This is a genomic window from Agrobacterium sp. 6Ca8 (assembly GCF_055382765.1).
In genome coordinates this window covers 314,722-338,528 of the sequence record NZ_AP026433.1, presented here as the reverse complement: position 1 = coordinate 338,528, position 23,807 = coordinate 314,722, and the positions used below count along the sequence as shown (strand labels likewise).

General features: G+C 60.3%; 20 protein-coding genes and 1 tRNA gene. 6 read left to right on the top strand and 15 right to left on the bottom strand.

Going from position 1 to position 23,807, the window contains the following annotated elements; translation table 11 throughout:
* Window positions 1–6 precede the first annotated feature (6 nt).
* From ACZ5A6_RS01700 to ACZ5A6_RS01670, 7 genes are all read right to left on the bottom strand, one after another.
* On the bottom strand, window positions 7–1,284 hold the full coding sequence (locus ACZ5A6_RS01700) for a 3-phosphoshikimate 1-carboxyvinyltransferase (RefSeq protein ID WP_111804409.1): 1,278 nt from the start codon (window positions 1,282–1,284) through the stop codon (window positions 7–9).
* Between the two features lie 84 nt (window positions 1,285–1,368).
* The gene (locus tag ACZ5A6_RS01695; protein ID WP_025592535.1) at window positions 1,369–1,920 is read right to left on the bottom strand and encodes a LemA family protein; all 552 of its coding nucleotides are present in this window, start codon (window positions 1,918–1,920) and stop codon (window positions 1,369–1,371) included.
* Between the two features lie 78 nt (window positions 1,921–1,998).
* Complete coding sequence (locus ACZ5A6_RS01690; protein WP_013635520.1) at window positions 1,999–2,961, bottom strand: glycine--tRNA ligase subunit alpha; 963 nt, start codon at window positions 2,959–2,961, stop codon at window positions 1,999–2,001.
* Between the two features lie 100 nt (window positions 2,962–3,061).
* Entirely contained in the window at window positions 3,062–3,256 is a 195-nt protein-coding gene (locus ACZ5A6_RS01685; protein WP_003515179.1) for an NfeD family protein, read from the bottom strand.
* Between the two features lie 20 nt (window positions 3,257–3,276).
* Entirely contained in the window at window positions 3,277–4,146 is an 870-nt protein-coding gene (locus ACZ5A6_RS01680) for a S49 family peptidase (protein ID WP_041694304.1), read from the bottom strand.
* 87 nt (window positions 4,147–4,233) lie between these two features.
* Window positions 4,234–5,034 carry a tRNA1(Val) (adenine(37)-N6)-methyltransferase gene (locus ACZ5A6_RS01675; RefSeq protein WP_019564271.1) on the bottom strand — a complete coding sequence of 267 codons (801 nt, stop codon included), beginning with the start codon at window positions 5,032–5,034 and terminating at the stop codon, window positions 4,234–4,236.
* Window positions 5,035–5,040: 6 nt separating this feature from the next.
* On the bottom strand, window positions 5,041–5,271 hold the full coding sequence (locus ACZ5A6_RS01670) for a putative signal transducing protein (RefSeq protein ID WP_003515173.1): 231 nt from the start codon (window positions 5,269–5,271) through the stop codon (window positions 5,041–5,043).
* 111 nt (window positions 5,272–5,382) lie between these two features.
* On the opposite strand from ACZ5A6_RS01670, the gene ACZ5A6_RS01665 reads away from it, so the two are divergent.
* From ACZ5A6_RS01665 to moaB, 4 genes are all read left to right on the top strand, one after another.
* Window positions 5,383–6,399: a polyprenyl synthetase family protein gene (locus ACZ5A6_RS01665; RefSeq protein ID WP_013635517.1), complete on the top strand. Its 1,017-nt coding sequence runs from the start codon at window positions 5,383–5,385 to the stop codon at window positions 6,397–6,399.
* 191 nt (window positions 6,400–6,590) lie between these two features.
* Window positions 6,591–8,435, top strand: coding sequence for a tetratricopeptide repeat protein (locus ACZ5A6_RS01660; RefSeq protein WP_013635516.1), 1,845 nt, complete (start codon window positions 6,591–6,593; stop codon window positions 8,433–8,435).
* A 6-nt stretch (window positions 8,436–8,441) separates the two neighbouring features.
* Window positions 8,442–9,326: a 4-(cytidine 5'-diphospho)-2-C-methyl-D-erythritol kinase gene (locus ACZ5A6_RS01655; protein WP_174061605.1), complete on the top strand. Its 885-nt coding sequence runs from the start codon at window positions 8,442–8,444 to the stop codon at window positions 9,324–9,326.
* 26 nt (window positions 9,327–9,352) lie between these two features.
* Window positions 9,353–9,898 carry a molybdenum cofactor biosynthesis protein B gene (gene moaB, locus ACZ5A6_RS01650; protein WP_003515169.1) on the top strand — a complete coding sequence of 182 codons (546 nt, stop codon included), beginning with the start codon at window positions 9,353–9,355 and terminating at the stop codon, window positions 9,896–9,898.
* Between the two features lie 44 nt (window positions 9,899–9,942).
* On the opposite strand, the gene ACZ5A6_RS01645 is transcribed toward moaB, so the two are convergent.
* From ACZ5A6_RS01645 to ACZ5A6_RS01625, 5 genes are all read right to left on the bottom strand, one after another.
* A complete protein-coding gene (locus ACZ5A6_RS01645; RefSeq protein ID WP_065661349.1) occupies window positions 9,943–10,821 on the bottom strand; it encodes a dienelactone hydrolase family protein in 879 nt (292 codons plus the stop codon).
* 110 nt (window positions 10,822–10,931) lie between these two features.
* A complete protein-coding gene (adhP, locus tag ACZ5A6_RS01640; protein WP_003515167.1) occupies window positions 10,932–11,960 on the bottom strand; it encodes an alcohol dehydrogenase AdhP in 1,029 nt (342 codons plus the stop codon).
* A 149-nt stretch (window positions 11,961–12,109) separates the two neighbouring features.
* Window positions 12,110–12,511, bottom strand: a complete 402-nt coding sequence (locus ACZ5A6_RS01635; RefSeq protein ID WP_174061632.1) for an MAPEG family protein — start codon at window positions 12,509–12,511, stop codon at window positions 12,110–12,112.
* A gap of 114 nt (window positions 12,512–12,625) precedes the next feature.
* Window positions 12,626–14,131 carry an IMP dehydrogenase gene (guaB, locus tag ACZ5A6_RS01630; RefSeq protein WP_003515165.1) on the bottom strand — a complete coding sequence of 502 codons (1,506 nt, stop codon included), beginning with the start codon at window positions 14,129–14,131 and terminating at the stop codon, window positions 12,626–12,628.
* A 284-nt stretch (window positions 14,132–14,415) separates the two neighbouring features.
* Window positions 14,416–15,417, bottom strand: coding sequence for an MBL fold metallo-hydrolase (locus tag ACZ5A6_RS01625; RefSeq protein WP_065658331.1), 1,002 nt, complete (start codon window positions 15,415–15,417; stop codon window positions 14,416–14,418).
* A gap of 193 nt (window positions 15,418–15,610) precedes the next feature.
* Here ACZ5A6_RS01625 and ACZ5A6_RS01620 point away from each other — a divergent pair, with 193 nt between their 5' ends.
* Complete coding sequence (locus tag ACZ5A6_RS01620; protein ID WP_003515163.1) at window positions 15,611–17,008, top strand: MDR family MFS transporter; 1,398 nt, start codon at window positions 15,611–15,613, stop codon at window positions 17,006–17,008.
* Here the strand turns inward: ACZ5A6_RS01620 and ACZ5A6_RS01615 are convergent, their stop codons facing one another.
* The 3 genes from ACZ5A6_RS01615 to ACZ5A6_RS01605 all read right to left on the bottom strand — a co-directional run bounded on the left by ACZ5A6_RS01615 (window position 17,009) and on the right by ACZ5A6_RS01605 (window position 19,620).
* On the bottom strand, window positions 17,009–17,749 hold the full coding sequence (locus ACZ5A6_RS01615; protein ID WP_003515161.1) for an RlmE family RNA methyltransferase: 741 nt from the start codon (window positions 17,747–17,749) through the stop codon (window positions 17,009–17,011).
* Window positions 17,746–19,377 (bottom strand): Ppx/GppA phosphatase family protein, encoded by a 1,632-nt coding sequence (locus tag ACZ5A6_RS01610; RefSeq protein WP_003515160.1) that lies wholly within the window; start codon window positions 19,375–19,377, stop codon window positions 17,746–17,748. The genes ACZ5A6_RS01615 and ACZ5A6_RS01610 overlap by 4 nt, the downstream gene beginning before the upstream one ends.
* A 166-nt stretch (window positions 19,378–19,543) precedes the next feature.
* Window positions 19,544–19,620: transfer RNA gene (locus ACZ5A6_RS01605), tRNA-His, on the bottom strand.
* Between the two features lie 361 nt (window positions 19,621–19,981).
* Between ACZ5A6_RS01605 and ACZ5A6_RS01600 the strand changes: the two genes are divergently transcribed.
* Window positions 19,982–23,746: an ATP-binding protein gene (locus ACZ5A6_RS01600; protein ID WP_464111032.1), complete on the top strand. Its 3,765-nt coding sequence runs from the start codon at window positions 19,982–19,984 to the stop codon at window positions 23,744–23,746.
* Window positions 23,747–23,807: the final 61 nt, after the last annotated feature.

Sequence of the window (23,807 nt, the reverse complement as noted above, 5' to 3'; positions counted from 1 at the left end):
CCGGTTTCAGTGCTGCGGCTCGGCAGCACTTTCCTTTTCGGTATAGTCGACGCCGAGCGAGGCGAGCGCCTTCCAGTAGCCCGGATAGGTCTTGCCAACGCAGGCAGGGTTCTGGATGGCGATGCCGCCGATCTTCAGCGCCGCCAGCGCAAAGCTCATGGCGATGCGGTGATCGGCAAAAGTATCGATGGAGGCATCGACCGTCTGACCAGCGAGCGCCGGATCGGCATGCACGATCAGGTCGTCGCCTTCCTCATGCGCCAGACCGTTGCGGATTTCGTTGAGGCCGAGCGAGACGGCACGGATACGGTCACATTCCTTCACACGCAGATTGGCAATGCCGACGAAACGTACCGGCGTTTCGTTGAACGCGGCGAGAACGGCGATGGTCGGAATGGCGTCCTGCATCTGCGAACCGTCGATTTCAGCGGGCAGGTGCGGAAACTGCGCCATGACCTCATAGGCCTTGGCATCCGGCTGGGTGAACTTGTCGGCGGGCGTGCCGATGTCGATCGCACCGCCGGTCAGAAGTTCCGCGCCCCAGAGATACGTGGCGGCGGATGCATCCGGTTCGATGTGGAAATCGGTCGCGGTGTAGCCGGTCGGATGCACGCGCCAGATGGCGTTGCTGACCCGCTCCACCTTTGCGCCGAAGGCTTCCATGGCTGATGTTGTGAGATCGATATAACCCTTCGCGCCGATTTCCTCGCCCTTGAGGATGATATCGACAGGCTTGTCGCCGCAGGCGGCCGCCATCAGAAGTGCCGACACATACTGGCTGGAGAGGTTGGCATCGATGGTGACGCTGCCCTTCGGGAAACCCATGCCCTTGCCCCGCACGGTAACTGGCGGGCAGCCGGTCGGCGCATCCGCTTCGACGCCGAGGGCGCGCAGCGCTTCCACCAGCGGCATGATCGGGCGTTTGCGCATGTGCTCGTCGCCGTCGATGATGACGGCGCCATCCACCAGTGCTGCAGCCGCAGTCAGGAACCGCGTGGCTGTGCCGGCATTGCCGAGAAAAAGCGGCTTTTCCGGCTGTTGAAGCACGCCTGTACCCTCCACCACGAAGGTCGTGGCGTCGGGTTCTGTCACCTTAACGCCCATGGCGCGCAGGGCTTCGGCCATATAGAGCGTATCATCGCTCTTCAACGCGCCGGTTAGGCGGCTTTTTCCCTTGGCGAGGCCAGCCAGCAGAAGCGCGCGGTTGGTGATGGATTTGGAGCCGGGCGGCTCTACCTTGCCGGAAAGCGGGTGGCCGGGCGGGGTGATGGTCAGTTCGATCATGATCGTCGTCTTGTCAAAGAATGCGGCAGAGAGCCGGGATATAGGAATGTCGGCGGGAGGATTTGGACCCGGGGAACGGTGGCCTTAGAATTTCACGGTCGGCACGGCGCGGTCTGCCGGGTTGTCGATCTCGAAATAAGGTGCCTTGGCAAAACCGAACTGGCCGGCGATCAGATTGGATGGGAAGCTTTCCACCCTGACGTTCAGATCGCGCGCGGCGCCATTGTAGTAACGGCGCGACATCTGCAGTTCGCCCTCGATGGTTTCCAGCGAGCGCTGCAATTCCAGAAAGTTCGTGTTGGCTTTCAGATCAGGATAGGCTTCAGCCAGCGCAAAGAGCTTGCCGAGCGCCTGCGACAGCATGCCTTCCGCCTGGGCGCGGCCTTCGACATCGCCAGCCGGCACGGCTTGGGCCCGGTTGCGCATGGCAATCACCTCTTCGAAGGTGCTTTTTTCATGCGCCGCGTAGCCCTTCACGGTCTCGATGAGATTGGGAATGAGATCGGCGCGGCGTTTCAACTGCACGTCGATGCCCGACCACGCCTCTTCCTTCATCTGCCTCGCCTTGACGAGCCCGTTATAGATGAAGACGACATAGAGCGCGATTGCCGCGATGATTGCCAGCGTGATGAACATTCCCGACCCCTCCTCAAGAGGCGCGAGCGCCGCAACGGCACCCGCACGTTAGACTGTTGCCCCGCCCTACATAAAGGTTCAGGCGGCCCTGTTCCAGTTCAACCCGCCCGCATCCGTGAGCAGGAAGGCTTCGCCGCAGGCTTTTGCCAGCGTGCGCACGCGCAGGATATAGCTCTGGCGTTCCGTCACCGAGATCACGCCGCGCGCATCCAGCAGGTTAAAGACATGGCTTGCCTTGATGCACTGGTCATAGGCCGGGAACACGCATTTATGCAGGCGCTGATTGTCATCATCACCCGGCGCGCCCGCAGCGAGAAGCGCCAGGCATTCCTTTTCCGCGTCGATGAAATGGCGATGCAGCATGCCGGTGTCGGCAAATTCGAAATTATGGCGGGAGTATTCCTGCTCGGCCTGCAGGAAGACGTCACCATAGGAGATCTTCTCTTCACCCTCGCGGCCGTTGAAGTTGAGGTCGTAGACATTGTCGACGCCCTGAACATACATAGCCAGACGCTCCAGACCGTAGGTCAGTTCGCCAGCGACCGGCGAGCATTCGATGCCGCAGACCTGCTGGAAGTAGGTGAATTGCGACACTTCCATACCGTCGCACCAGCACTCCCAGCCGAGACCCCAGGCGCCGAGCGTCGGGCTTTCCCAGTCGTCTTCGACGAAGCGCACATCATGCAGCAGCGGATCGAGACCGATGGCCTTCAGCGAACCGAGATAGAGTTCCTGAAGGTTGGAAGGGTTGGGCTTCAGAATGACCTGATATTGGTAATAATGCTGCAAACGGTTGGGGTTTTCACCGTAGCGACCATCGGAAGGCCGGCGCGAGGGCTGCACATAGGCAGCCTTCCACGGCTTCGGGCCCAGCGCGCGCAGCGTCGTTGCCGGATGAAACGTACCGGCGCCCACTTCCATATCATAGGGCTGCAATACCGCGCAGCCCTTGTCGGCCCAGTAATTGTGCAGCGTCAGGATCAGCGCCTGAAAGGAACGCTTGGGGTTCATATGGTCTGGAATATCGGTCATTGCAGTCATCGCGGCGTTGTGAGGATAAGTAAGCACTGACTTACTTCGGATGCGGACTGGTGCCACGGCATGGCGAAGGGGTCAAGGATTTATGCGTGGAGACACCGGCTTACGTCTCATCCTCACGCTTCACGCGGTATTCGCCGGTTTCGGGATCCTTGATCAGCGTGCCGATGGCGCCGGTTTCGCGTTCCTTTTCGCGCTGCTTCGATTTTGCCGAAAGCTTTTCCGCATCGCGAACGAAGCGGCGGTAGAGGATGACGGATCCCACCACCAGAAGAACAATTGTAATAAGCTGCGCCATAAGGCCCTATTCCTGCGACATCATAGACCGAAACGCGACCACAATGCCTTTTCTTCGGCAACTTCCGCAAGTCCCGAGACGGCGCCTGCCGCAAGCCTTTCGGCATTGAGGCCGAGTGCCGCATTCACGCCCGGCACTTTTTTGCCGAACAGCGAGCGCCCGCCGGTGACGAGCTGTAGCTTGACCTTCGTCCCGTAACGGCGGCGCAGAACTTCCCTCATGTCGCCCAAGCCGTCGATCAGGCCGAGATCCAGGCCACGCATACCGGTCCAGAACAGGCCGGAGAAGACCGTCTCATCGCCCTTCAATTTTGCACCGCGGCGCATCTTGACCATATCGATGAAAACATTGTGGATTTCGACCTGAAGCGACTTCAGATATTCGATGTCGCCCTCTTTTTCCGGCTGGAAGGGATCGAGGATGACCTTGTTCTCGCCGGCCGTATAGACGCGGCGCTCCACCCCGATCTTCTTCAGCATTTCAGGGAAACCGAATCCGCCGGAAACGACGCCGATCGAACCGACGATGGAGGTGGGGTCGGCGATGATCTCGTCGCCGGCAAGCGCGATCATGTAGCCACCGGAGGCCGCCACATCCTCAACGAAGATCAGGACCTTCTTGTCCTTTTCCTCGGCAAGCTGGCGGATGCGATTATAGATCATTCGCGCCTGCACCGGCGAGCCACCGGGAGAATTCACGGAAATGGCGACAGCTGGCGCGTCCTTGACGGCAAAGGCCTTTTCCAGCAGCGGTGCATAGGAGGCAAGATTGAGGGCGGGGCGGAACTGGTTGCCGCCAGCCATGATGGCGCCATGCATGCGCACAACCGGGATGACGAGTTCTTTTTTGCGAAAGCGTTTCGGCACCAGATACTTCAGAAAACCCACAATTCACTCCTCGCAGCATTTGCCTGTTCGTCACGGATGTATGTATTGCCCTGCAAAACACAATGGTTTGCGGCCGGAGGAACGGCGAATTTATAGGCCAGGCCCGATTGCCTTTACATTACGGCGATAGGCGGTGCGGCCATTATTCAGGTCATCCACGATGGGCGTGAAGGCATGGCTGCCGGTCTCGTGCATGACGAGCGGCGCCCGGAACGACAGCCGCGCCCGTGACCCCTTGATCGCCGTTACGAGCATGCGCACCGCGTCCTCGCCGGGGCGTGGGTGGATGAGTGTGATCTCGATGCCGCCGAAACGGCTGCCACACGCGGCAATGATCTCCGCCACCGATTGCGGCCGTGCAATAAGGGAAAGCTGCCCGCCTGGAACCGTGATCGCACCTGCGGTCCTGATCCAGTCCTCGAACAGGCCCTCCGTCATGGCGTGGGCCTCAGCCTTCAGCGCATCGGGCGTGCGGCGGTCGCCTGCATCATTATAGGGCGGGTTCATGATGACGTGGTGAAAATGCCCGTCCGGCAGACCGGCCTCGACGCGCGCCTTGCCACGCAGCGTCACGTCGGCCTCACGCACGCTGACACGGGCGGAAAAAGCGGCATTTTCCGGCAATGCCAGGCTGCGGCGGGCAAATTCCACCATTTCCGGCGAACGTTCGAACAGGGTCACTTCGGCCTTTTCAAGCCGCGTGGCAACCGCGAAACCTGCCGCGCCCGCGCCCGCGCCGAGATCGGCTATGCGGCAGGCGCGCTCGTCCGCCACCATCGAGGCAAGAAGCATGGCGTCCATGCCGGCGCGGTGCCCCCTGCCCTTGGGCTGGAGAATGTGAAAACGGCCCCGGTGAAACGCATCCAAAGTTTCCGAAATCTCGCCGCCCACGTTCGTTTACGCCTCTTCGTTGCGCAATTCGTCGCCCAGACCGGCATCCACGAGAATGCGGCGGGCCTCACCGGCGCGGTCTTCCTCCACCAGGAACCGGCGGGGCAAAAGACCGAGCGAACCTTCCAGAATGCTCATTGCCTGATCGGCGACAAGGCAATGGATGCCAGCGTCCTTCATCAGGCTTTCGGCGAAGGATAACAGCACGGCATCGTTGGTACGAATCAGTTCACGCATGGATAAGCCCCAAATTCCCATTTTTTTGAATGGCTAGCGGCAATTCGCCCCTTGCCGCGACAGGCGCCAGTTTTTATTGTCGAACTCAAATTCGAACAGGAGTCCTGTCCCTTGGGCGTCGTCATACCGCTTGAAGAAAGCAAAAACAAACTCGCATCCGTCAAGCCGCTTGTCGACCTGACCCGTGCCGACATGGAACGGGTGAACCAGCTTATCCTTTCCAGAGCCGGTTCCGATGTCCAGATGATACCTGAGGTGGCCAACCATCTGATCTCGTCCGGAGGCAAACGCCTGCGGCCGATGCTGACGCTGGCCTCTGCCTCGATGTTCGGTTACGAGGGCGACCACCATATCAAGCTCGCCACCAGCGTGGAATTCATGCACACGGCGACGCTGCTGCATGACGACGTGGTGGATGAAAGCGATCTGCGCCGTGGCAAGTCCACCGCCCGCACCATCTGGGGCAACCAGGCAAGCGTTCTCGTCGGCGACTTCCTGCTCGGCCAGGCCTTCCGCATGATGGTGGACGTCGGCTCGCTGGATGCGCTCGACGTGCTGTCCACCGCCGCTTCCGTCATCGCCGAGGGCGAAGTGCTGCAGCTTTCGGTCGCCAAGAACATGGAAACGACCGAGGACGATTATCTGCAGGTGATTCGCGCCAAGACGGCCGCCCTTTTTGCAGCGGCCGCGGAAGTTGGCCCCATCGTCGCCAAAACCGACAAGGCAAGCCGCAGCGCGCTGAAATCCTACGGCATGAATCTCGGCCTCGCCTTCCAGCTCGTTGACGACGTGCTGGATTACGGCGGCAAATCCGCCGATCTCGGCAAGAATACGGGTGACGATTTCCGTGAGGGCAAGATAACCCTGCCGGTCATCCTGTCCTATCGCCGCGGCACGCAGGATGAGCGCGCCTTCTGGCGAAACGCCATCGAAAACGGTGAAAGCAGCGACGAGAACCTCGAAAAGGCGCTCGGTCTCATCGCCAAATACAACGGTCTTGGCGATACGATCGGCCGCGCCACGCATTACGGCACCATTGCCCGCGATGCGCTTGCACCGCTGCCGGAAAGCCCGTGGAAAAACGCGCTTCTGGAAGTCATCGACTTCTGCATCGAGCGTCTCAACTGACGCTGGAGGCCTCAGGCAAACGGCGGATGGACAAGACCGTCCGCCGCTGTTTCGGACTGGGTGTCCCGCAAGGGGAGATTGTGGCGCGGGCCATAATTTCTTGCGGGGTTGCTTCAAAAAAGCCATTCTATCGTGACCAAACAATGGAAACTGATTTTTCCGTGCTTCTGCACAAAGGCAAGGGTTCCCTCATGCGGCGTAAACCAGCACTTCGTCTTCTCTGCAGCGCGGCTCTTGCCGCCGCTCTCGCACTTGGCGCGGGTGCAAGCCCCGGCTTTGCGGAGACGAAAACGGAAGCCAAGGCCGTTACGTTCGATCCTGCCAAGGTAAATACCTTCTCCGGCGCATTCCTTGCCGCGCGCAATGCCGATGTCGATCAGGATTACCCCACCGCGATTTCGCTCTACAAGAAGGCGCTGGAATTCGATCCGGCCAATTCGGAAATCCGCCAGCGCCTGATGATCGCCGAACTGTTGAGCGGCAATTTCGAGGCTGGCGCCAAGATTGCCGATTCGATGAAGGACGATACCTCCGTCGAACGCGTGACGACCATCGTGCGCGGCCTCGACGCCATCAAGGACAAGGAATTCGTCAAAGCCGAGAAAATCCTGAAATATACCGGCCCGAACGATCTCGACCGCATGGTCAACACGCTTCTGACGGCATGGGCGCGCGCCGGTTCAGGCAAGCCCAAGGAAGCACTGGCCCTCGTCAACAATATGAAGGGTCCGGGCTGGATTTCGATTTTCCAGAAATACAATGCCGCGGCGATCGCCCTTGTCTCCGGCAACACAGATGCTGCCCGCAAGAGCCTCAATGAGGCCGTGACGGATCGTGAAGGCGGGGCAACCGCTTCCGACACCTATATGCGCGCGGTGATGGCGCTTGCACGGCTGGAGGCTTCAGCCGGCAACAAGCAGAAGGCGCTGGACGCAATTGCGGTCGGCGACACTTTTGCGCCGAACTATGCGCCTCTCAAAGCGCTTCGCCAATCCATCGAGAAGGGCGAGAAGCCGCCGCAGCAGATCACCAATGCCGTTGAAGGCGCGGCTTCCGTGATGTTTTCGATCGCGGGCGCGCTGAACCGCGAAGGTGCCGAAGAGATCGTCACGCTTTACCTTCAGACGTCGCGGGCGCTCGATCCGCAAAGCGCCGATACGCTGATCCTTCTCGGCGGACTTGCCGAGGCGATGAAACAGCCCGACCGCGCCATCGCCTTCTACCGCGACGTGCCGAAGGATTCGCCGATGCACCGCATCTCCGAGCTGCAGCTCGGGCTAACGCTGGCGCAGACGGGCAAGGTGGAGGAAGCGCGCAACCACCTGCAATCCCTGCTGCAATCCGATCCGAAGGATATCCGTTCTTACCTCGCCTATGGCAGCGTGCTTTCCGACGCCAAGGACTACAAGGCCATGGCCGAAAACTACGACAAGGCTGTCGAGGTGATCGGTGCCGTGCCTCAGAAGTCGGACTGGACCGTGTTCTTCCAGCGCGCCATCGCCCATGAGCGCCTGAAGGAATGGGACAAGGCCGAGCCGGACTTCAAGCGTGCGCTCGAACTCAACCCGGAACAGCCGCAGGTGCTGAACTATCTCGGCTATTCCTGGGTGGACAAGGGTATCAACCTCGACGAAGCGATGAAGATGATCAGCCGCGCGGTCGAGCTTCGGCCGAATGACGGCTATATCGTCGACTCGCTTGGCTGGGCGCATTTCCGGCTGGGCGCGTTTGACCAGGCTGTCACCGAACTGGAGCGGGCAATCGAGCTCAAGGCCGGCGATCAGACCATCAACGATCATCTGGGCGATGCCTACTGGCGTGTCGGTCGCAAGATCGAGGCCGTGTATCAGTGGAACCGCGCGCTGATTGGCGACAATGACGATCTGGACAAGGCCAAGGTGAAGGAAAAGATTGCCAACGGCCTGCCGCCGCTGGAAAAGGACGCCGAAAACACCGCCAAGAAGGAGGCCGCGCCGCAGCCGCCGGCTCCGCCAGCACCGGCCCCTGTTGCCCCTGCCCCGGACAAGAAATCCTGACGCGACATGCGCGCGGATGACATTACCGGGGCTGTCGAAACAACCGAGGCGGCCCCGGCCAAGATCAATCTGGCACTGCATGTAACCGGTCAGCGGGCAGATGGTTATCATCTGCTCGAGACGCTGGTGACCTTCACCGAAGCAGGCGACGCGATCCATGTTCGCGATGCCGATGCCGACACTTTCTCCATCTCCGGCCCGTTTGGCGATCTGCTGCGGGCAGGCGATGGCGGCAACAATCTCGTCGTCCGTGCCAGAGACCTTTTGCGTGATGCGCTTGTGGCGGCAGGTCAATCGGCACGCCCGGTTGCCATCCATCTCGAAAAGAACCTGCCAGTCGCCTCCGGCATTGGCGGCGGCTCAGCGGATGCGGCAGCGACACTGCGGGCGCTGTTGCGGCACTGGAATGCCGGGATTGTTCCTGAAAATCTCGCACCCATCGCGCTTGCGCTTGGCGCTGACGTGCCGATGTGCCTTGAAAGCCGCACACTCATCGCACGAGGTATCGGCGAGGATATCGAGCCGGTCTCCGATCTGCCGGAATTCTTTCTGGTGCTGGCCAACCCTCTGAAAGCGGTCTCGACGCCGGAGATTTTTCGGCGATTGCTCGACAAGGCCAACCCGCCCCTGCCGGAGCGCAAAGAAGGCGGCTGGATGGATTTTCTGGCGCAAAGCCGCAACGATCTGGAAGTCCCCGCCAAGGCGCTCCTGCCGGAGATCGGCGCAATCGCCGGCATGCTGTCGCAGGAAGGTGCTTCCCTTGTGCGCATGTCCGGTTCGGGTGCCACCTGTTTTGGACTATTTCATTCCTTCGAGGCCGCCCGAAAAGCGGAAACATCGCTTCGAAACAAGCGCCCCGGCTGGTATTTTCAGGCGACGCGGACCATCTGAAGACAACACAATTCGAGGATAAGGCCATGGCAGGCGAAAGACCCTTCATTCCCCTCGGCATCGCGGTTCTGACCGTTTCGGACAGCCGCACGCTTGAGAATGACAAGTCCGGCGACACGCTAGTCGCACGCATAGAGGAAGCCGGACACAAGGTCGCCGCCCGCACCATCGTGGCAGACGACAAGGCTGCTATTTTCAACACCGTGCGCGACTGGACGCTCAACGGGAGCGTAGATGTGGTCATCACCACCGGCGGCACCGGCTTTACAGGCCGCGACGTGACACCCGAGGCGCTGGAACCCCTGTTCGAAAAGCGCATGGACGGCTTTTCCGCCATCTTCCATCGCATTTCCTATGAAAAGATCGGCACCGCCACCATCCAGTCACGGGCGACCGGCGGCGTGGCAAACGCCACCTTCATCTTCGTGTTGCCCGGCTCTCCCGGCGCCTGCAAGGATGCCTGGGACGGTATTCTCAAAGCCCAGCTCGATTACCGCCACCTGCCCTGCAATTTCGTTGAGATCATGCCCCGGCTTGATGAGCATTTGAAACGCGGGGCTGGCGGCGTCTAGAGTGGAATTTCAGGGGTTGTCCGTCACAGCGGACCAAAACCCCATCACGCCAGATATTTTTTGAAGAACTCCGTTGTCCGGCCCCAGGCGAGATCGGCCGCGGCCTTGTCGTATCGCGCCGAGGACGTATCGTTGTTGAAGGCGTGGTTGACGCCGTCATAAACGAAGATTTCGAAGGTCTTGCCGTTTTCCTCCAGCGCCTTTTTATAGGCGTCGATACCGGCATTGATGCGCTCGTCCAGACCGGCATACTGTAACAGCAGGGGCGCCTTGATAGCAGGCACATCGGCCGCCGGCGGTTGCTGGCCGTAATAGGCGACGCCGGCATTCAGGCCTGCCGATTTGGTGGCGAACCGGTTGACCAGCCCGCCGCCCCAGCAGAAACCGACCGCACCAACCTTGCCGTTCGCACCCTGCCTCGCAGCGAGCCACACCCGACCGGCTTCGGCATTGGCGACTGTTGCGTCCATATCGAGGCCGCTGAACATCTCCCGTGCCTTATCTTCATCCGAAGGCGTGCCGCCCTGCGGCGACAGGAAATCAACCGCAAGCGCCCTGAACCCCGCAAGCGCCACGCGTCTTGCCACATCGCGGATATGGTCGTTCAGGCCCCGATTTTCATGGATGACGATAACCGAGCCAATGGGGCCGGAAACCGATTTCGGCGTGACGAGATAGCCCTTCATCTCGCCACCGGGGGCGGGATAGGTCACCTCTTCCGCAACGATACCCGCATCATCAGGCGCGACGATTGCCGCACGGGCGCTGTTGGCCGAAAGAAGCGGCGCGATTGCGGCAGCAGCTGCGCCGGACCCGGCAAGCAGGCTGAGCTTTTCCATGAATTTGCGGCGATCGAGGCTGAGATGGGTATATTCATCGTAAGCGTCGATCATGGCCTGCGTAATCTTCGGCTTGTCGTCCATCGCTCTCTTCTCCCTGAACGCGCAGATGCACAGGGAGGATAGCGCAGATCGTCGCCCGGTGAACAAGCGGCGGCACACTTTTGCGTGAGCGCCGCCGCTGGTCATCTGTCTCAGGCGGCAAGGTCCACGACGATACGGCCGTCGATCTTGCCCTCTTCCATGCGACGGAAGATGTCGTTGATGTTTTCGAGTTTGTCCCAGGAGAAGTGAGCGGCTACCTTGCCTTCACCAGCGAAGGAAAGCGCCTCCTCCAGATCCTGCCTTGTGCCGACGATGGAGCCACGCACCGTGATGCGCTTCAGCACCGTTTCGAAAACCGGAATGGAGATGAAGCCCGGCGGCAGGCCAACAAGTGCCATCGTGCCCTTGGAGCGCAGGAAACCGTAGGCCTGCTCCATGGCTTTGGGCGAAACCGCCGTCACGAGCGCGCCGTGGACGCCGCCGGTCGCCTTCTGCACCTGTTCCACCGCATCCGGCGCCCGACCGTTGACGGTGAAATCCGCGCCCAGTTTTTTCGCAAGCTCCAGCTTGTCGTCATAAATATCGGCGGCAACGACATGCATGCCCATGGCCTTGGCATATTGCACGGCCATATGACCAAGCCCGCCAATGCCCGATATGACCACCCATTCGCCGGGCCTCACTTCGGTTTCCTTGAGACCCTTGTAGACGGTGACACCGGCGCAGAGCACGGGTGCAGCGGGACCAAATTCCAGATTGTCGGGAAGTCGGCCAACGAATTTCGGATCGGCAAGCCCGTATTCCGCAAAGCTACCATTGACGGAATAACCCGAGTTCTTCTGACTTGGGCAAAGAGTTTCCCAGCCGGTACGGCACGGAATGCAACATCCGCAGGCGGTATAAAGCCACGGCGTGCCGGCGCGGTCGCCTTCCTTGATGCCGGTCACGCCAGCGCCGATCTTGGCGACGTAGCCGACGCCTTCATGGCCGGGGATGAATGGTGGATTGGGTTTGACCGGCCAATCGCCCGTTGCGGCGTGCAGGTCCGTGTGGCAAATGCCGGTCGCCTTGTAATTGATGAGAATTTCACCCGGGCCGGGATCAGGTATCGCCACTTCCTCGATGGTCAGCGGTTTGCCAAATGCGCGGACAACCGCGGCCTTCATTGTTTTAGCCATGACATACTCCCTAATCTCTGCTCGCCTGAAATTCTCGACGGCGAGGCAGAGACTACCGGGGATGGGGCGTCACGGAATTGACCCATCGCAAATCGCAGCATTTTAGAGGCGCGATTGTCTCACTTATGAAGCAACCTTACGGTGCCATCTCACTCCAGCGCCAACCAGATGGCGAGCCAGCCCCAGAGGCAGACGAGAAGCGCGAAACCAATCGCGAACAATGGCGCACGATAACGCAAACGGTTGCTGGTGACGTGAACGAAGGAGTGCGCACAACGGGAAATCACGAACAGCCAGGCCAGAACGACGGTAACGATATTGTCCGCGTCGGTAATATAAAGCAGCAGGCAGACGGGGTGGAAGAGAACCGGAAGCTCGAACTGGTTGGCAATGTTTCGGTTGACCAGATAGCTTTCGCGCCCTTCCTGTCCCGTATCGCGATATCTGAGCGCGGTGTCGCGGTCCGTCAGCGTGTATTTTTTGCGGCGGTAAAGCAGTAGGGCGTAAAGAACGAACACGAGAAATGCATGGGCTATCATCGGCCAGAACATTGCGGTCGTTGGTGACATGCTTTCTCCTCCAATCACAATAACGCTCCCCGATCCGGCATGAATCGGGGAGCGCCAAATACTGAGACTATGTTGTTGCGGATTCGGCTCGAAAGATCAAACCGCGCCGGGGTAGTTCGGGCTTTCGCGGGTGATCGTCACGTCATGGGCGTGGCTTTCGCGCAAGCCCGCGCTGGAAATGCGCACGAAGGTGGCGCGCTCCTGGAATTCCTTGATCGTGCCGCCGCCGACATAACCCATGGCAGCCTTCAGGCCACCGGCCAGCTGGTGCAGGACGCCGGAGACCGGACCCTTATAGGGAACCTGACCTTCGATACCTTCCGGAACGAGCTTCAGCGTGTCTCGCACTTCCGCCTGGAAATAACGGTCGGCGGAGCCGCGCGCCATAGCGCCAACGGAACCCATGCCGCGATAGGCCTTGAAGGAACGGCCCTGATAGAGGAACACTTCGCCCGGGCTTTCATCCGTGCCGGCCAAAAGCGAGCCGATCATGACGGCGGAGGCGCCGGCGGCAATAGCCTTCGCCAGATCGCCCGAGAACTTGATGCCGCCATCGGCGATGACAGGAATATCTGCAGCATTGGCCACTTCGACCGAGGCCATGATCGCAGCAAGCTGCGGAACGCCAACGCCGGCGACGATACGGGTGGTGCAGATGGAACCAGGGCCGATACCGACCTTGACGCCATCGGCGCCGGCATCGATCAGTGCCTTGGTGCCGTCAGCGGTTGCAACATTGCCGGCGATGATGCGAACGGAATTCGACATCTTCTTGACCACCGAAACCGCATCGAGCACGCGCTGCGAATGGCCATGCGCGGTATCGACGACCAGAAGGTCAACACCGGCATCGATGAGGCGTTCTGCGCGCTCGATGGCATCGGCACCGACGCTGATTGCGGCAGCGGCGCGAAGACGGCCCTGCGCATCCTTGGTGGCGTTGGGGTTGAGCTGCGACTTCTCCATATCCTTGACGGTGATGAGGCCGACGCAATTGCCCTTTCCATCCACCACCAGCAGCTTTTCAATGCGGTGCTTGTGCAACAGACGGCGCGCTTCCTGCTGATCGACGCTGCTTTCCTTGACCGTAACAAGGTTTTCGCGGGTCATCAGTTCATAGATCTTCTGTTGCGGATCGGATGCGAAACGCACGTCGCGGTTTGTCAGAATGCCGACGAGACGGCCATTCTTGTGGCCGCCTGCACCGCCGTTTTCAACCACCGGAATGCCGGAAATGCCGTGCGCCTTCATCAAAGCCTGTGCTTCTGCCAGCGTGGCATCCGGGCCGATGGTGACCGGGTTGACGACCATGCCGCTCTCGAACTTCTTTACCTGCCGGACTTCTTCGGCCTGTTCGATGGGGGTAAGGTTGCGGTGGATGACGCCGATGCCGCCGGCCTGCGCCATGGCGATGGCAAGGCGGCCTTCCGTGACCGTGTCCATGGCGGAAGAGAGGATCGGCAGGTTGAGATCGATATCACGGGCAATGCGGGTGGCGATATTCGTCTGTCCCGGCATAACCTCGGAATGTCCGGGTTGCAGCAACACATCGTCAAATGTGAGAGCGTCCAAACCAGTGGGTGTTTGAATGATGCGTGCCATGACCAAATTCCTTCATAATGAAAATGCGTGGCCGTCCCGGAACGAAAAGTTCACCCCGGCGCCCTGCAAGGATTGCTTGGAAGTTGGCGAGGGCTGGTAACACGTTCATGACAGGAAGGAAATAGAAAAAACCCGGAATGACCTTCCGGGCTTATTCTGTTGCTGCATTGCAGCAGGCGTTAAAGAGCGTCCTGTGGATCCCTGTTCCGCACGACGCGCTTTAACTGCTTGTTTTTACGCATGTCGTTATCGCAAAACCGCTTAACGCTTTTGCGCGATATGCATCAGATGTCGAACTGGTAGGACTTCGGCACGAAACGGTACCCCGTATCCAGCTTTTCCGCGTAACCGACAGCCGGGAAAGGCATGTGATAGCCGAGGAACGGCAGCCGGTCCGTGGCGATCATGTCGTAGACCTTCTTGCGGGTTGCAGCGGCCGCCGCCTTGTCCATGTCGAACTTCACTTCCCAATCAGGCTTTTGCAGCGACAGGACGAAATGGTTGGCCGTATCAGCCGTCAGGATCAGCTGCTTGCCTTCGGATTCGACACGGAAGATCATGTGGCCCGGCGAATGGCCAAACGCCGCAATGCCGGTGATGCCGGAAACCACGTCAGCACCGTCGCCGATGAAGGTCGCCTTTTCCGCCAGCGGTTTGACGTTGGCGATGACGCCCTTCTGGCCGCCTTCGGCAGGCGTGCCAACCCGCTTCTCGTCCGTCCAGAAATCATATTCCGCCTGGCCGAAAACATAACGCGCCTTGGAGAAGGCCGGCGCGCCCTTTTCCATCAATCCGCCAATGTGGTCTCCGTGCATATGGGTCAGCACCACCACGGTCACGTCGTCAGGAGAGTAACCGGCAGCCGCCATGCCTTCGATAAGACGGCCATTACCAGCGCCACGGCCGGACTCGCCGAAACCCGTGTCGAACAGCACGAGGTCCGTGCCGGTATTTACGAGAACCGGCGAGAAGGAATTGACGAATTGCTCCTTCGGCAGAAAATTGTCTTCCAGCAGCTTGCCGACGGTTTCCGCCGACTGATCGGTGCCGAAGGTCTCGCCCGGATTGGGCGCGGCGCGCGCGCCGTCCTTCACGACAAGCACTTCGAAATTACCAAGCTTGAAGCGATTGGTTTCAGGCGGCATGGCGTGTTTGATCTCCATGGAAGTTTGCGGCTGGTTCGTCTGCGCCGTTGCGGTGCGCGCCATCAATAGCGGCGCGCCGAGAACGCTTGCTCCCGCCACACCGATAAGGCCGCGTCTGCTCATGCTCAAGGATTGAGTCATCATTTTTCTCCCGATTCTCGCCAATGTCACTTTGCCCAACGGACAATAGAGCGAGAAAGTTGCAAGAAAACCGGCCTCACGCAGGTTTGATCGGAACTTCAGAAATTGATAATTAACGTGTTGGCAAGTCGGCCCATCAGGCGTAGGAGGAACTGCGATACCATTGTCGCAGCGGAGAGCCGCAGGCAGCCTCATGAACCGCATCATTCCCCTGATCCTGGCAGTCGCTCTCTTCATGGAGCAGATGGACTCCACCGTCATCGCAACGTCGCTTCCGGCCATTGCGGCCGATCTTCATGTGGGTCCGATCACGCTCAAGCTCGCACTCACGGCCTATATGGTGTCGCTGGCGATCTTCATTCCCATCAGCGGCTGGATGGCCGACAAATACGGCGCGAAGAAAATCTTCCGTTTCGCCATCGGCGTCTTCGTCGTCGGTTCGATCTGCTGCGCGGTCTCGTCATCGGTATTCGAATTCGTCGTTTCGCGCTTCCTGCAAGGCATGGGCGGGGCGATGATGACGCCCGTTGGCCGCCTCGTCCTCCTGCGGACGACGCAACGCAGCGAACTGGTTTCCGCCATGGCGCTTTTGACGATACCGGCGCTTGTCGGCCCTCTGACCGGCCCGCCGATCGGCGGCTTCATCACCACCTATTTTTCATGGCACTGGATTTTCCTCATCAACGTGCCCATCGGCGTCATCGGCATCTGGCTGTCGACGATCTTCCTGCCGGAAATCGAGACCACCAATCCGCCACCGATGGACGGCAAGGGTTTCGTGTTATCCGGTCTCGCAGCATCGGGCGTGGTTTTCGGCGTGTCGGTCGTCAGCCTTCCGGCACTGCCGCCCGCCATCGGCATCGCCTCGACGGTCATCGGTTTCATCTGCGGCTTTCTTTATGTGCGCCACGCGGCAAACCACCCTGCCCCCATTCTGGATTTCCGGATTTTCCGCAACCCGACATTCCGGGCGGCCACCGTTGGCGGCACCGCCTTCCGCATTTCCACGGGCGCCATTCCCTTCCTGATGCCGTTGATGTTGCAGATCGGTTTCGGGCTCAACCCGTTTCAATCAGGCATGATCACCTTTGCCGGGGCAATCGGCGCGATCACCACGAAATTCATGGCCAAGCGGGTCTTTGCCGCAACGGGGTTCAGATCAACGCTGATCGGAGCCGGCATCGTCGGCGCCTTCACGACGCTCGCCAACAGCTTCTTCACGCCGGAAACGCCCTACCCGCTGATCATGATCTGCCTCGTCACGGCGGGCTTTGCCCGTTCCTTCTTCTTTACCGGATCCAACGCGCTCAGCTATTCCGATATAGACGACAGCCAGGCAAGTCAGGCAACTTCGATGGCATCCGTGCTGCAACAGATCAGCCTTGCGCTCGGCGTGGCTTTCGCAGCCGCCATCCTGGAAGTCAGCAGCATGTTATCCGGCTCGCATCTGCAGCTTGCCGATTTCCACGTTGCCTTCACCATCGTGGCGCTGGTCTCGCTGTTTGCAATCGTGCCGATCATCCGCATGGACGCGCAAGCGGGCGCGGCCGTTTCCGGCCACCGCGGCAAGGTCTCGCAACCGGCAGAATGATTAGTCTTCGTCCGCCTCATCCACGTGCATAACGGACTGCGTTTCGGCTGTCCGGCCCTTGAAATGCTTGGCGAGCAGGAACATTTCGACCGATTCCGAGCGCGAGGACGCCGGCTTGATATGCAGGACCTGCTTGAAGTTCTTCTTCAGCATGTCGAGCAATGCCTTTTCCGTGCCGCCCTGGAAGGTCTTGGCGAGGAAATGGCCGCCTTCCGCCAGCACCTGAACCGCGAAATCGGCCGCGACTTCGCACAGATGCATGGTGCGGATGTGGTCCGTCTTCTGGTGGCCCGTGGTTGGTGCCGCCATGTCGGACAGCACCAGATCCGGCGTGCCGCCAACGGCCTCCATCAACTGGTCCGGTGCGGTCGGATCGAGGAAGTCGAGCTGCAGGATCTTCACGCCGGGGATGGGATCGATTTCGAGAAAATCGATAGCGGCGACGCGGATATCATCCTCGGTGGAATCGGTAACCTTAGAAGCGATCTGCGACCAGCTTCCGGGTGCCGCACCAAGGTCGATGATGCGGGTGGCACCCTTCAGGATCTGGTGCTTGTCGTTGATTTCCAGAAGCTTGAAGGCGGCGCGGGCGCGATAGCCTTCCAGCTTGGCGCGCTGCACATAGGGGTCGTTGATATGACGTTCCAGCCAGCGGCGCGATGAGGCCTTGAGCTTGGTCTTCTTGACCTTCTGACCGATCTTTCGGCCGGTGCGATTGGTGCTTGTGGGCGCCTTGCTCATGTCAAACCTTCCGTTCTGTCCTGCCGTGCCATCTGCATGCGCCTTATCCGGTTACGCCGCCATGCGCCGTCATCCGCCATCATATCCGTCAACAGGCCTTCGCGCAGCCCGCGATCGGCCACACGCATGCGCCGCGCCGGCCAGCGACGGCGAATGGCCTCGAGGATGGCGCAGCCGGCCAGAACCAGATCGGCCCTGTCAGGACCGATGCAGGCATTGGCGGCGCGGCCGGCAAAATCCCATGCCAGAAGCTTGTCCTGCATCGCCGTCACCTCGGTATCTGAAAGCCAGAGGCCATCCACCTTGCGGCGATCGTAGCGCGGCAGGTCGAGGTGAACGCCGGCAAGCGTCGTCACCGTACCCGAGGTTCCGATCAGGTGAAAATCCTCGTGATGCGCAAGCGGCGCCAGAGGCGGGCACTGGAAGGCATCCAGCAGCCCTTCGACTTCCCGCACCATGGCGGCAAACACATCCGGCGTCACATCGCGGCCGCCATGGCGTTCCGAGAGGGTAACAACGCCGACCGGCAACGATGTCCAGTGGGTGATGTGGTTGGCGAGCCGGTTGGAACGGTTTTCGCCGACCTTGATGACCGCGATTTCCGACGATCCGCCGCCTATATCGAACAGCACCACCGAACGGGCTTCACGCCCGACCAGGGAGGCGCAACCCGAAACGGCGAGACGCGCTTCCGTCTCGCGGCTGATGATCTCAAGCTTGAGCCCGGTTTCCCGGGTAACCCGCTCCAGAAACTCCTCGCCATTGGTTGCTGCCCGGCAAGCTTCGGTGGCGATGAGGCGCATACGCCTGATCGGGCGTCCAGCAAGTTTCGAGGAGCAGACCTTGAGAGCCTCCACCGCGCGATCCATGGCATCGTCTGAAAGACGGCCGGTCGATACCAGCCCCTCGCCCAGCCGGACGATGCGCGAAAAGGCATCGACGACCCGGAACTGGCCGGGCCGTGTCGGCTGCGCGATCAGCAGTCGGCAATTATTGGTTCCGAGATCGAGCGCCGCATACATGTCCGTTGCGAATTCGGAGCCATGCTCTTGATGGCGGGCGCCGTGACGGGCGGACATTTCGGATTGTTGCCGGTGCGGTTCCTGAGCCGTCCCATTGGCGCGACCGTTCTGCTTGCCGACATGTCGGGGCGCATGGGAGGGAACCAGCGGGCGACCCTGCGGATCGCGGCTGCGCGGATCACGGTGAGCCCGCTTGCGGTTACGCGACTTGCGACCACCGGCAGGCGGCACGGAGGATGGATTGGTGGCATCCGTTGCGACGACAGCCTCTGGCTGTTCACTGGCAGCAGGCGGCGTCTGATGGGAGGTGCCTTTGCCACGGGAACGCCGACGCCGCTTTCTTTTGCGCGGTTCGGCATCCGGCTCGAGAGCCGATACATAGGGGGAACCGGCCGGAACATCCGCGGCAACATCATGCGACAGCACAGCAACGTCACGGGGTTTACCGTCACGCCTGTTTTTCTTGCCACGACGGGATCGCTTCGCTTTCCCTTTGTTTGCCACCGACGCCCCTTGTTCCGACGGCTTTGGGCCGTTTCCGGGGTCGATCACTGTCTTGTCCATTTCGCCGCGCACAAGCGTAGAGGCTATGCTGCTGGCTTTCATAAGGTTTCGTTGGGCGGACAATACCAGCGCAAGAGATTTTAGCCAAATGGTTTTTGGAAGGGAGGAAACCGCACCGTCGACGCGCAGCAAAGACATGCGTTTGCGATAACCCAAATCGGGTTTGAAATCGCTGCAATGATTTTCAGGAATTTTAGGAAATTGGAGATGGTACGGTTGGGGGGTCTCGAACCTCCGACCTCAGGTGCCACAAACCTGCGCTCTAACCAACTGAGCTACAACCGCACATCAAACGCCGAACCGGCGCCACGGGGGGTGACATAAAAGGTGTTTTCGCTATTTGCAAGTCCTTCAGCGAATTTTGCGAAAAAAGGCTTGGAAAGGCAAGCCGTTTTCACGGCGCCAGAGCTGGCAACAGTCGATAGCCGGGTATACCGCTTGCAATCTGGAACGGGGCCAGAACGGGTCTCGCCGGGCCTGTTCATGTTAACTCTATTTGGCGATTCATTCAGGCGGCGGTGGACCGCGCCGCCCTGTGAAGTTATTTAAAATTCTGTTAACGTGGTGCCTCAGCGGATTTACGTTTCAGCTTCATGAGGAAGCCGAAAGCCTCGCAAGGTCCGGTAGTGCCAGAATAGGTTTCGACATGCCCGCCGTCCAGTATCCCTTTATCGATATCGCAGTGCATGAACGGGTGCGCGAAGGTTTTGGGCGCGGCGAGGCGATGGCTTTGTTCTCGCTCGATCTTCAGAGCGCGCTCTGGGCCAATGGGCGCGGTGCAGCGCTGTTCGGCACGCCGATGGTCTATGATTTTCTGGAACAGGGACCCAAACGGCAGGACGTGACCTTCCGGCAGCTGGCCGCGACGGCGGCGCGTCTTTCGAAGACGGGCGACAGCCTGCCGTTTACCATTCGTATCAATGCGGGCTTCCGCAGCCTTGCCGTTACCGCCAAGGCGGAAATCATCGAGGCCGAACCGGGCCAGCCTGCTATTCTGTTTTCCGCCCTCACCGATCAGGCCGCACCTGACACGGCGGAATGCGCAAGGCGCATGATTGAAGGCTTTGACGATCCCGATATCCATATCGCTGTCATCAATGGCGATAACGAGGTCGTTGCCGCTTCGGCCAAGTTTGCGTCGCTCGGCATCACGCCGCATACGGCAAAGACGCTGGTTAGGATGGCCGCAGGCCAGGCTGGCCACCTCGTCAAACGGCCCGTGCCGACCGGCAAGGGTTACATGCCCGCCGCCGCCGGCCAGATCACGACATCGCCAGAACTCAATCTGTTGTTCGTGGTAGAAACCGCGCTCGGGACGCTCGATCCCGTTAACGGCTTTGCCGAAGACAAGCCGCAGGAAACCCCGGCCGCCGCCCAACCGGCTTTGCCGGTCGCCGAGACCGCGCCTGTTGCCGCAACGGCTGCCTCATTCGATTCCGTGCTCGACGCCGTCGCCGGGATAGAAGATGTGGAGGACGTGCCGGAACTGCCTTCCGACGTCGAAGACGAAGTGACTGTGGAACAGGATGAGGAAACCGTCCTGCCATTGCTTGCAGCAAAAGAAGAAACGGATGCTCCGGCGGATGTCCCGCTGGAGGATGCCGATACGGCTGCAAATGCGGCTATGACGGACGATATTGCCGATCTCTTCGAACTGGATGCGGATGAGGCAAAGGTTCCGGCAGCTGGTCAGGCTTCCAGCGAAGACCATACCGAACAGGCCCCGGACGTGGAGCGCGCAGAGGCGGAAGATGAGGTCGCTGAAACAATAGCGGCGCAGGACGCTGCACCCGTTGAAGAGGATGCCCCAGCGGCCGTGGAACAGACCGACGAACCCCAGCCTTTTGTCTTCAACGCCGGTGCGCGTGCATCCCGTTTCGTCTGGAAAATCGATGCCGAGGGCCGCTTCAGCTCGATCTCGCACGAATTTGCAGAAGCTGTGGGCGCGAAGGCGGCAGCTGTCGAAGGCATGAGTTTTGCCGATGTGGCGGCACTGTTCAATCTCGATCCGGAAGGCAAGATTCGCGAGCTTCTCGGCCGCCGTGATACCTGGTCTGGCAAGACGATCTATTGGCCGGTTGAAGGCACGTCTCTGATGGTGCCGATCGATCTCGCCGCCCTTCCCACCTATACGCGCTCGCGCGAATTTGACGGTTTCCGTGGTTTCGGCATCGTGCGGCTGGCCGATGCCGCAGAGGATCCGCACGCCACCGGCCTCACCTTCCTGCACGGCGAAGACATCCTTCAAACCGAGGTTTTGCCGCAGCCGACTGCCGAGGATGAAGACGAGGAATTGCTGGCTTTTCTCGATGAGCTCGATGAGGAAACCCCGGCCGCTGAAGATGCGCCAGCCGAGATTTCGGACGAAGAGCGGCCCCACGATTACAGCCCGCCGGAATTCGAAGTGCCGGCCTTGGCAATCGTACCGACCCCGGAACCAGAGCCGGAGCCGGAGCCGGAGCCGGAGCCAACCTACTCCGACAAGGTCGTCCATCTGGAAGAGCGCCGCTGGCGCTCCCGCGAGGGCCTGACCGCAGGCGAGCAGGCCGCCTTCCGCGAAATCGGCCGGACGCTGGCACCCGTAGATGCCGTTTCAGACGAAGGCCCGAAGGCGGAAGAAGACGCTCCTTCTACCGATCCGGCTGCACAGCATATCCAAGACGATATCGACGCGGTAACACAGGTGGACCTGCCGCCCGTGCTGGAAGAAGACGTTAATGCCGCAGAACCGGCTGAGGAAGACGATCTCTTCGCGGACTATGTTCGCGGCGAACGCCCTGCGGCCACGACCAAGCCTGCCGATGAAATCCACATCGAAGAAAAGACAGTCGCCTTCACTGAGGTGGTACCGGCGGCCGATATCGCCGCTGCGATGGTTAGCCCACCGCTGCGCCCCGCCGATGCGCTGAGCGCCGAAACGCTGGACCAGATGCCCGTGGCACTGCTGGTGCATGCCGGTGACAGGCTGATCCATGCCAATCCGGATTTCCTGCGGCTGACGGGCTACGGCTCTCTTGATGAATTGGACGAGGTCGGTGGACTGGAAGCCCTGCTGCAACGGCAGGAGCTTGAGGATATGCCTGATAACGAAGGCGGCATGGTCGTCGTCAGCGCCGAAAATGACATCATTCCGGTCAAGGCACGGCTGCAATCCATCCGCTGGGAAGACACCAAGGCGCTGATGCTGTCGCTGGTTCCGCTGGAAGAAAAGCAGGCACCGGTTACAGCAGCCAACGAGAATACGTCAGCGGCGGAAACCGCGAATGCCGACGCAGGCAGCGTTTCCGTATTGCAGGGCGAAGTCGAAGAACTGCATTCCATTCTTGAAACGGCAACGGATGGCGTGGTGCTTTTGGGAGACGACGGCGAAATCCGTTCGCTCAATCGCTCCGCCAGTGCGCTGTTCAACTATGACAATGGCGAAATCGCAGGAAAGCCCTTCGTCACCCTGTTTGCGCATGAGAGCCAGCGCGCGGTGCTGGACTATCTTTCCGGCCTTGCCAATAACGGTGTCGCCAGCGTGCTGAACGATGGCCGCGAGGTGATCGGCCGCGAGGCATCCGGCGGTTTTCTGCCGCTGTTCATGACGATCGGGCGACTCAAATCCTCGCACGGCTATTGCGTGGTCATCCGTGACATCACCCAGTGGAAGCGCACGGAAGAAGAGTTACGCAACGCCAAGCGCGCGGCGGAAACCGCCAATGCGCACAAGACCGATTTTCTTGCGCGTGTCAGCCACGAAATCCGCACGCCTCTCAACGCCATCATCGGCTTTGCGGACATGATGGCGACCGAGCGTTTCGGGCCAATCGGTCATCCGCGTTATGTGGAGTATTCCAATGATATCGGACGTTCGGGCCGGCATGTGCTCGATATCGTCAACGACCTCCTCGACATCTCCAAGATCGAAGCCGGGCAGATGGATGTCGATTTCATCGCGGTTCCGCTGAACGAGACGGTGGCCGAGGCGGTCTCGCTGGTGCAACCGCAGGCCAACAATCAGCGTGTCATCATCCGCACGGCGCTTTCGCAATCCGTTCCACAGATCGTTGCCGACCTGCGCTCGATCAAGCAGATCGTGCTCAACATCCTGTCGAACGCCATCCGCTTCACGCCATCAGGCGGCCAGATCGTGGTTTCCACCGCCTATGAGGCCAATGGCAGCGTCGCGCTGCGTATCCGCGATACCGGCATCGGCATGACCCGGGCTGAGCTGGAACAGGCCATGAAGCCGTTCCGGCAGGTGGCGTCATCGGGCAAGCGCGTGCGCGGCGATGGCACCGGGCTCGGCCTTCCCTTGACCAAGGCGATGGTGGACGCCAACCGCGCGAACTTCTCCATCACCTCGACACCGAACGAGGGAACGCTGGTGGAAATTACCTTTCCGTCGCAGCGGGTTCTTGCCAACTGAGGCCATGCGGGCGTAGCAATGCGGGAACCGCCGGCTAAACGGACAGCCGGTTGAGGCTTTC

Bases quoted from the DNA above. Each gene is read 5' to 3' on its own strand.
- ACZ5A6_RS01600 (WP_464111032.1), top strand. From the start codon at position 19,982: ATGCCCGCCGTCCAGTATCCCTTTATCGATATCGCAGTGCATGAACGG.
- ACZ5A6_RS01660 (WP_013635516.1), top strand. From the start codon at position 6,591: ATGCGGCGTAAACCAGCACTTCGTCTTCTCTGCAGCGCGGCTCTTGCC.
- ACZ5A6_RS01645 (WP_065661349.1), bottom strand. From the start codon at position 10,821: ATGGACGACAAGCCGAAGATTACGCAGGCCATGATCGACGCTTACGAT.
- ACZ5A6_RS01610 (WP_003515160.1), bottom strand. From the start codon at position 19,377: ATGAAAGCCAGCAGCATAGCCTCTACGCTTGTGCGCGGCGAAATGGAC.
- ACZ5A6_RS01625 (WP_065658331.1), bottom strand. From the start codon at position 15,417: ATGACTCAATCCTTGAGCATGAGCAGACGCGGCCTTATCGGTGTGGCG.
- ACZ5A6_RS01685 (WP_003515179.1), bottom strand. From the start codon at position 3,256: ATGGCGCAGCTTATTACAATTGTTCTTCTGGTGGTGGGATCCGTCATC.
- adhP (WP_003515167.1), bottom strand. From the start codon at position 11,960: ATGGCTAAAACAATGAAGGCCGCGGTTGTCCGCGCATTTGGCAAACCG.
- ACZ5A6_RS01690 (WP_013635520.1), bottom strand. From the start codon at position 2,961: ATGACTGCAATGACCGATATTCCAGACCATATGAACCCCAAGCGTTCC.
- ACZ5A6_RS01695 (WP_025592535.1), bottom strand. From the start codon at position 1,920: ATGTTCATCACGCTGGCAATCATCGCGGCAATCGCGCTCTATGTCGTC.
- ACZ5A6_RS01655 (WP_174061605.1), top strand. From the start codon at position 8,442: ATGCGCGCGGATGACATTACCGGGGCTGTCGAAACAACCGAGGCGGCC.
- ACZ5A6_RS01635 (WP_174061632.1), bottom strand. From the start codon at position 12,511: ATGTTCTGGCCGATGATAGCCCATGCATTTCTCGTGTTCGTTCTTTAC.
- ACZ5A6_RS01615 (WP_003515161.1), bottom strand. From the start codon at position 17,749: ATGAGCAAGGCGCCCACAAGCACCAATCGCACCGGCCGAAAGATCGGT.
- guaB (WP_003515165.1), bottom strand. From the start codon at position 14,131: ATGGCACGCATCATTCAAACACCCACTGGTTTGGACGCTCTCACATTT.
- ACZ5A6_RS01700 (WP_111804409.1), bottom strand. From the start codon at position 1,284: ATGATCGAACTGACCATCACCCCGCCCGGCCACCCGCTTTCCGGCAAG.
- ACZ5A6_RS01670 (WP_003515173.1), bottom strand. From the start codon at position 5,271: ATGCGTGAACTGATTCGTACCAACGATGCCGTGCTGTTATCCTTCGCC.
- ACZ5A6_RS01620 (WP_003515163.1), top strand. From the start codon at position 15,611: ATGAACCGCATCATTCCCCTGATCCTGGCAGTCGCTCTCTTCATGGAG.
- moaB (WP_003515169.1), top strand. From the start codon at position 9,353: ATGGCAGGCGAAAGACCCTTCATTCCCCTCGGCATCGCGGTTCTGACC.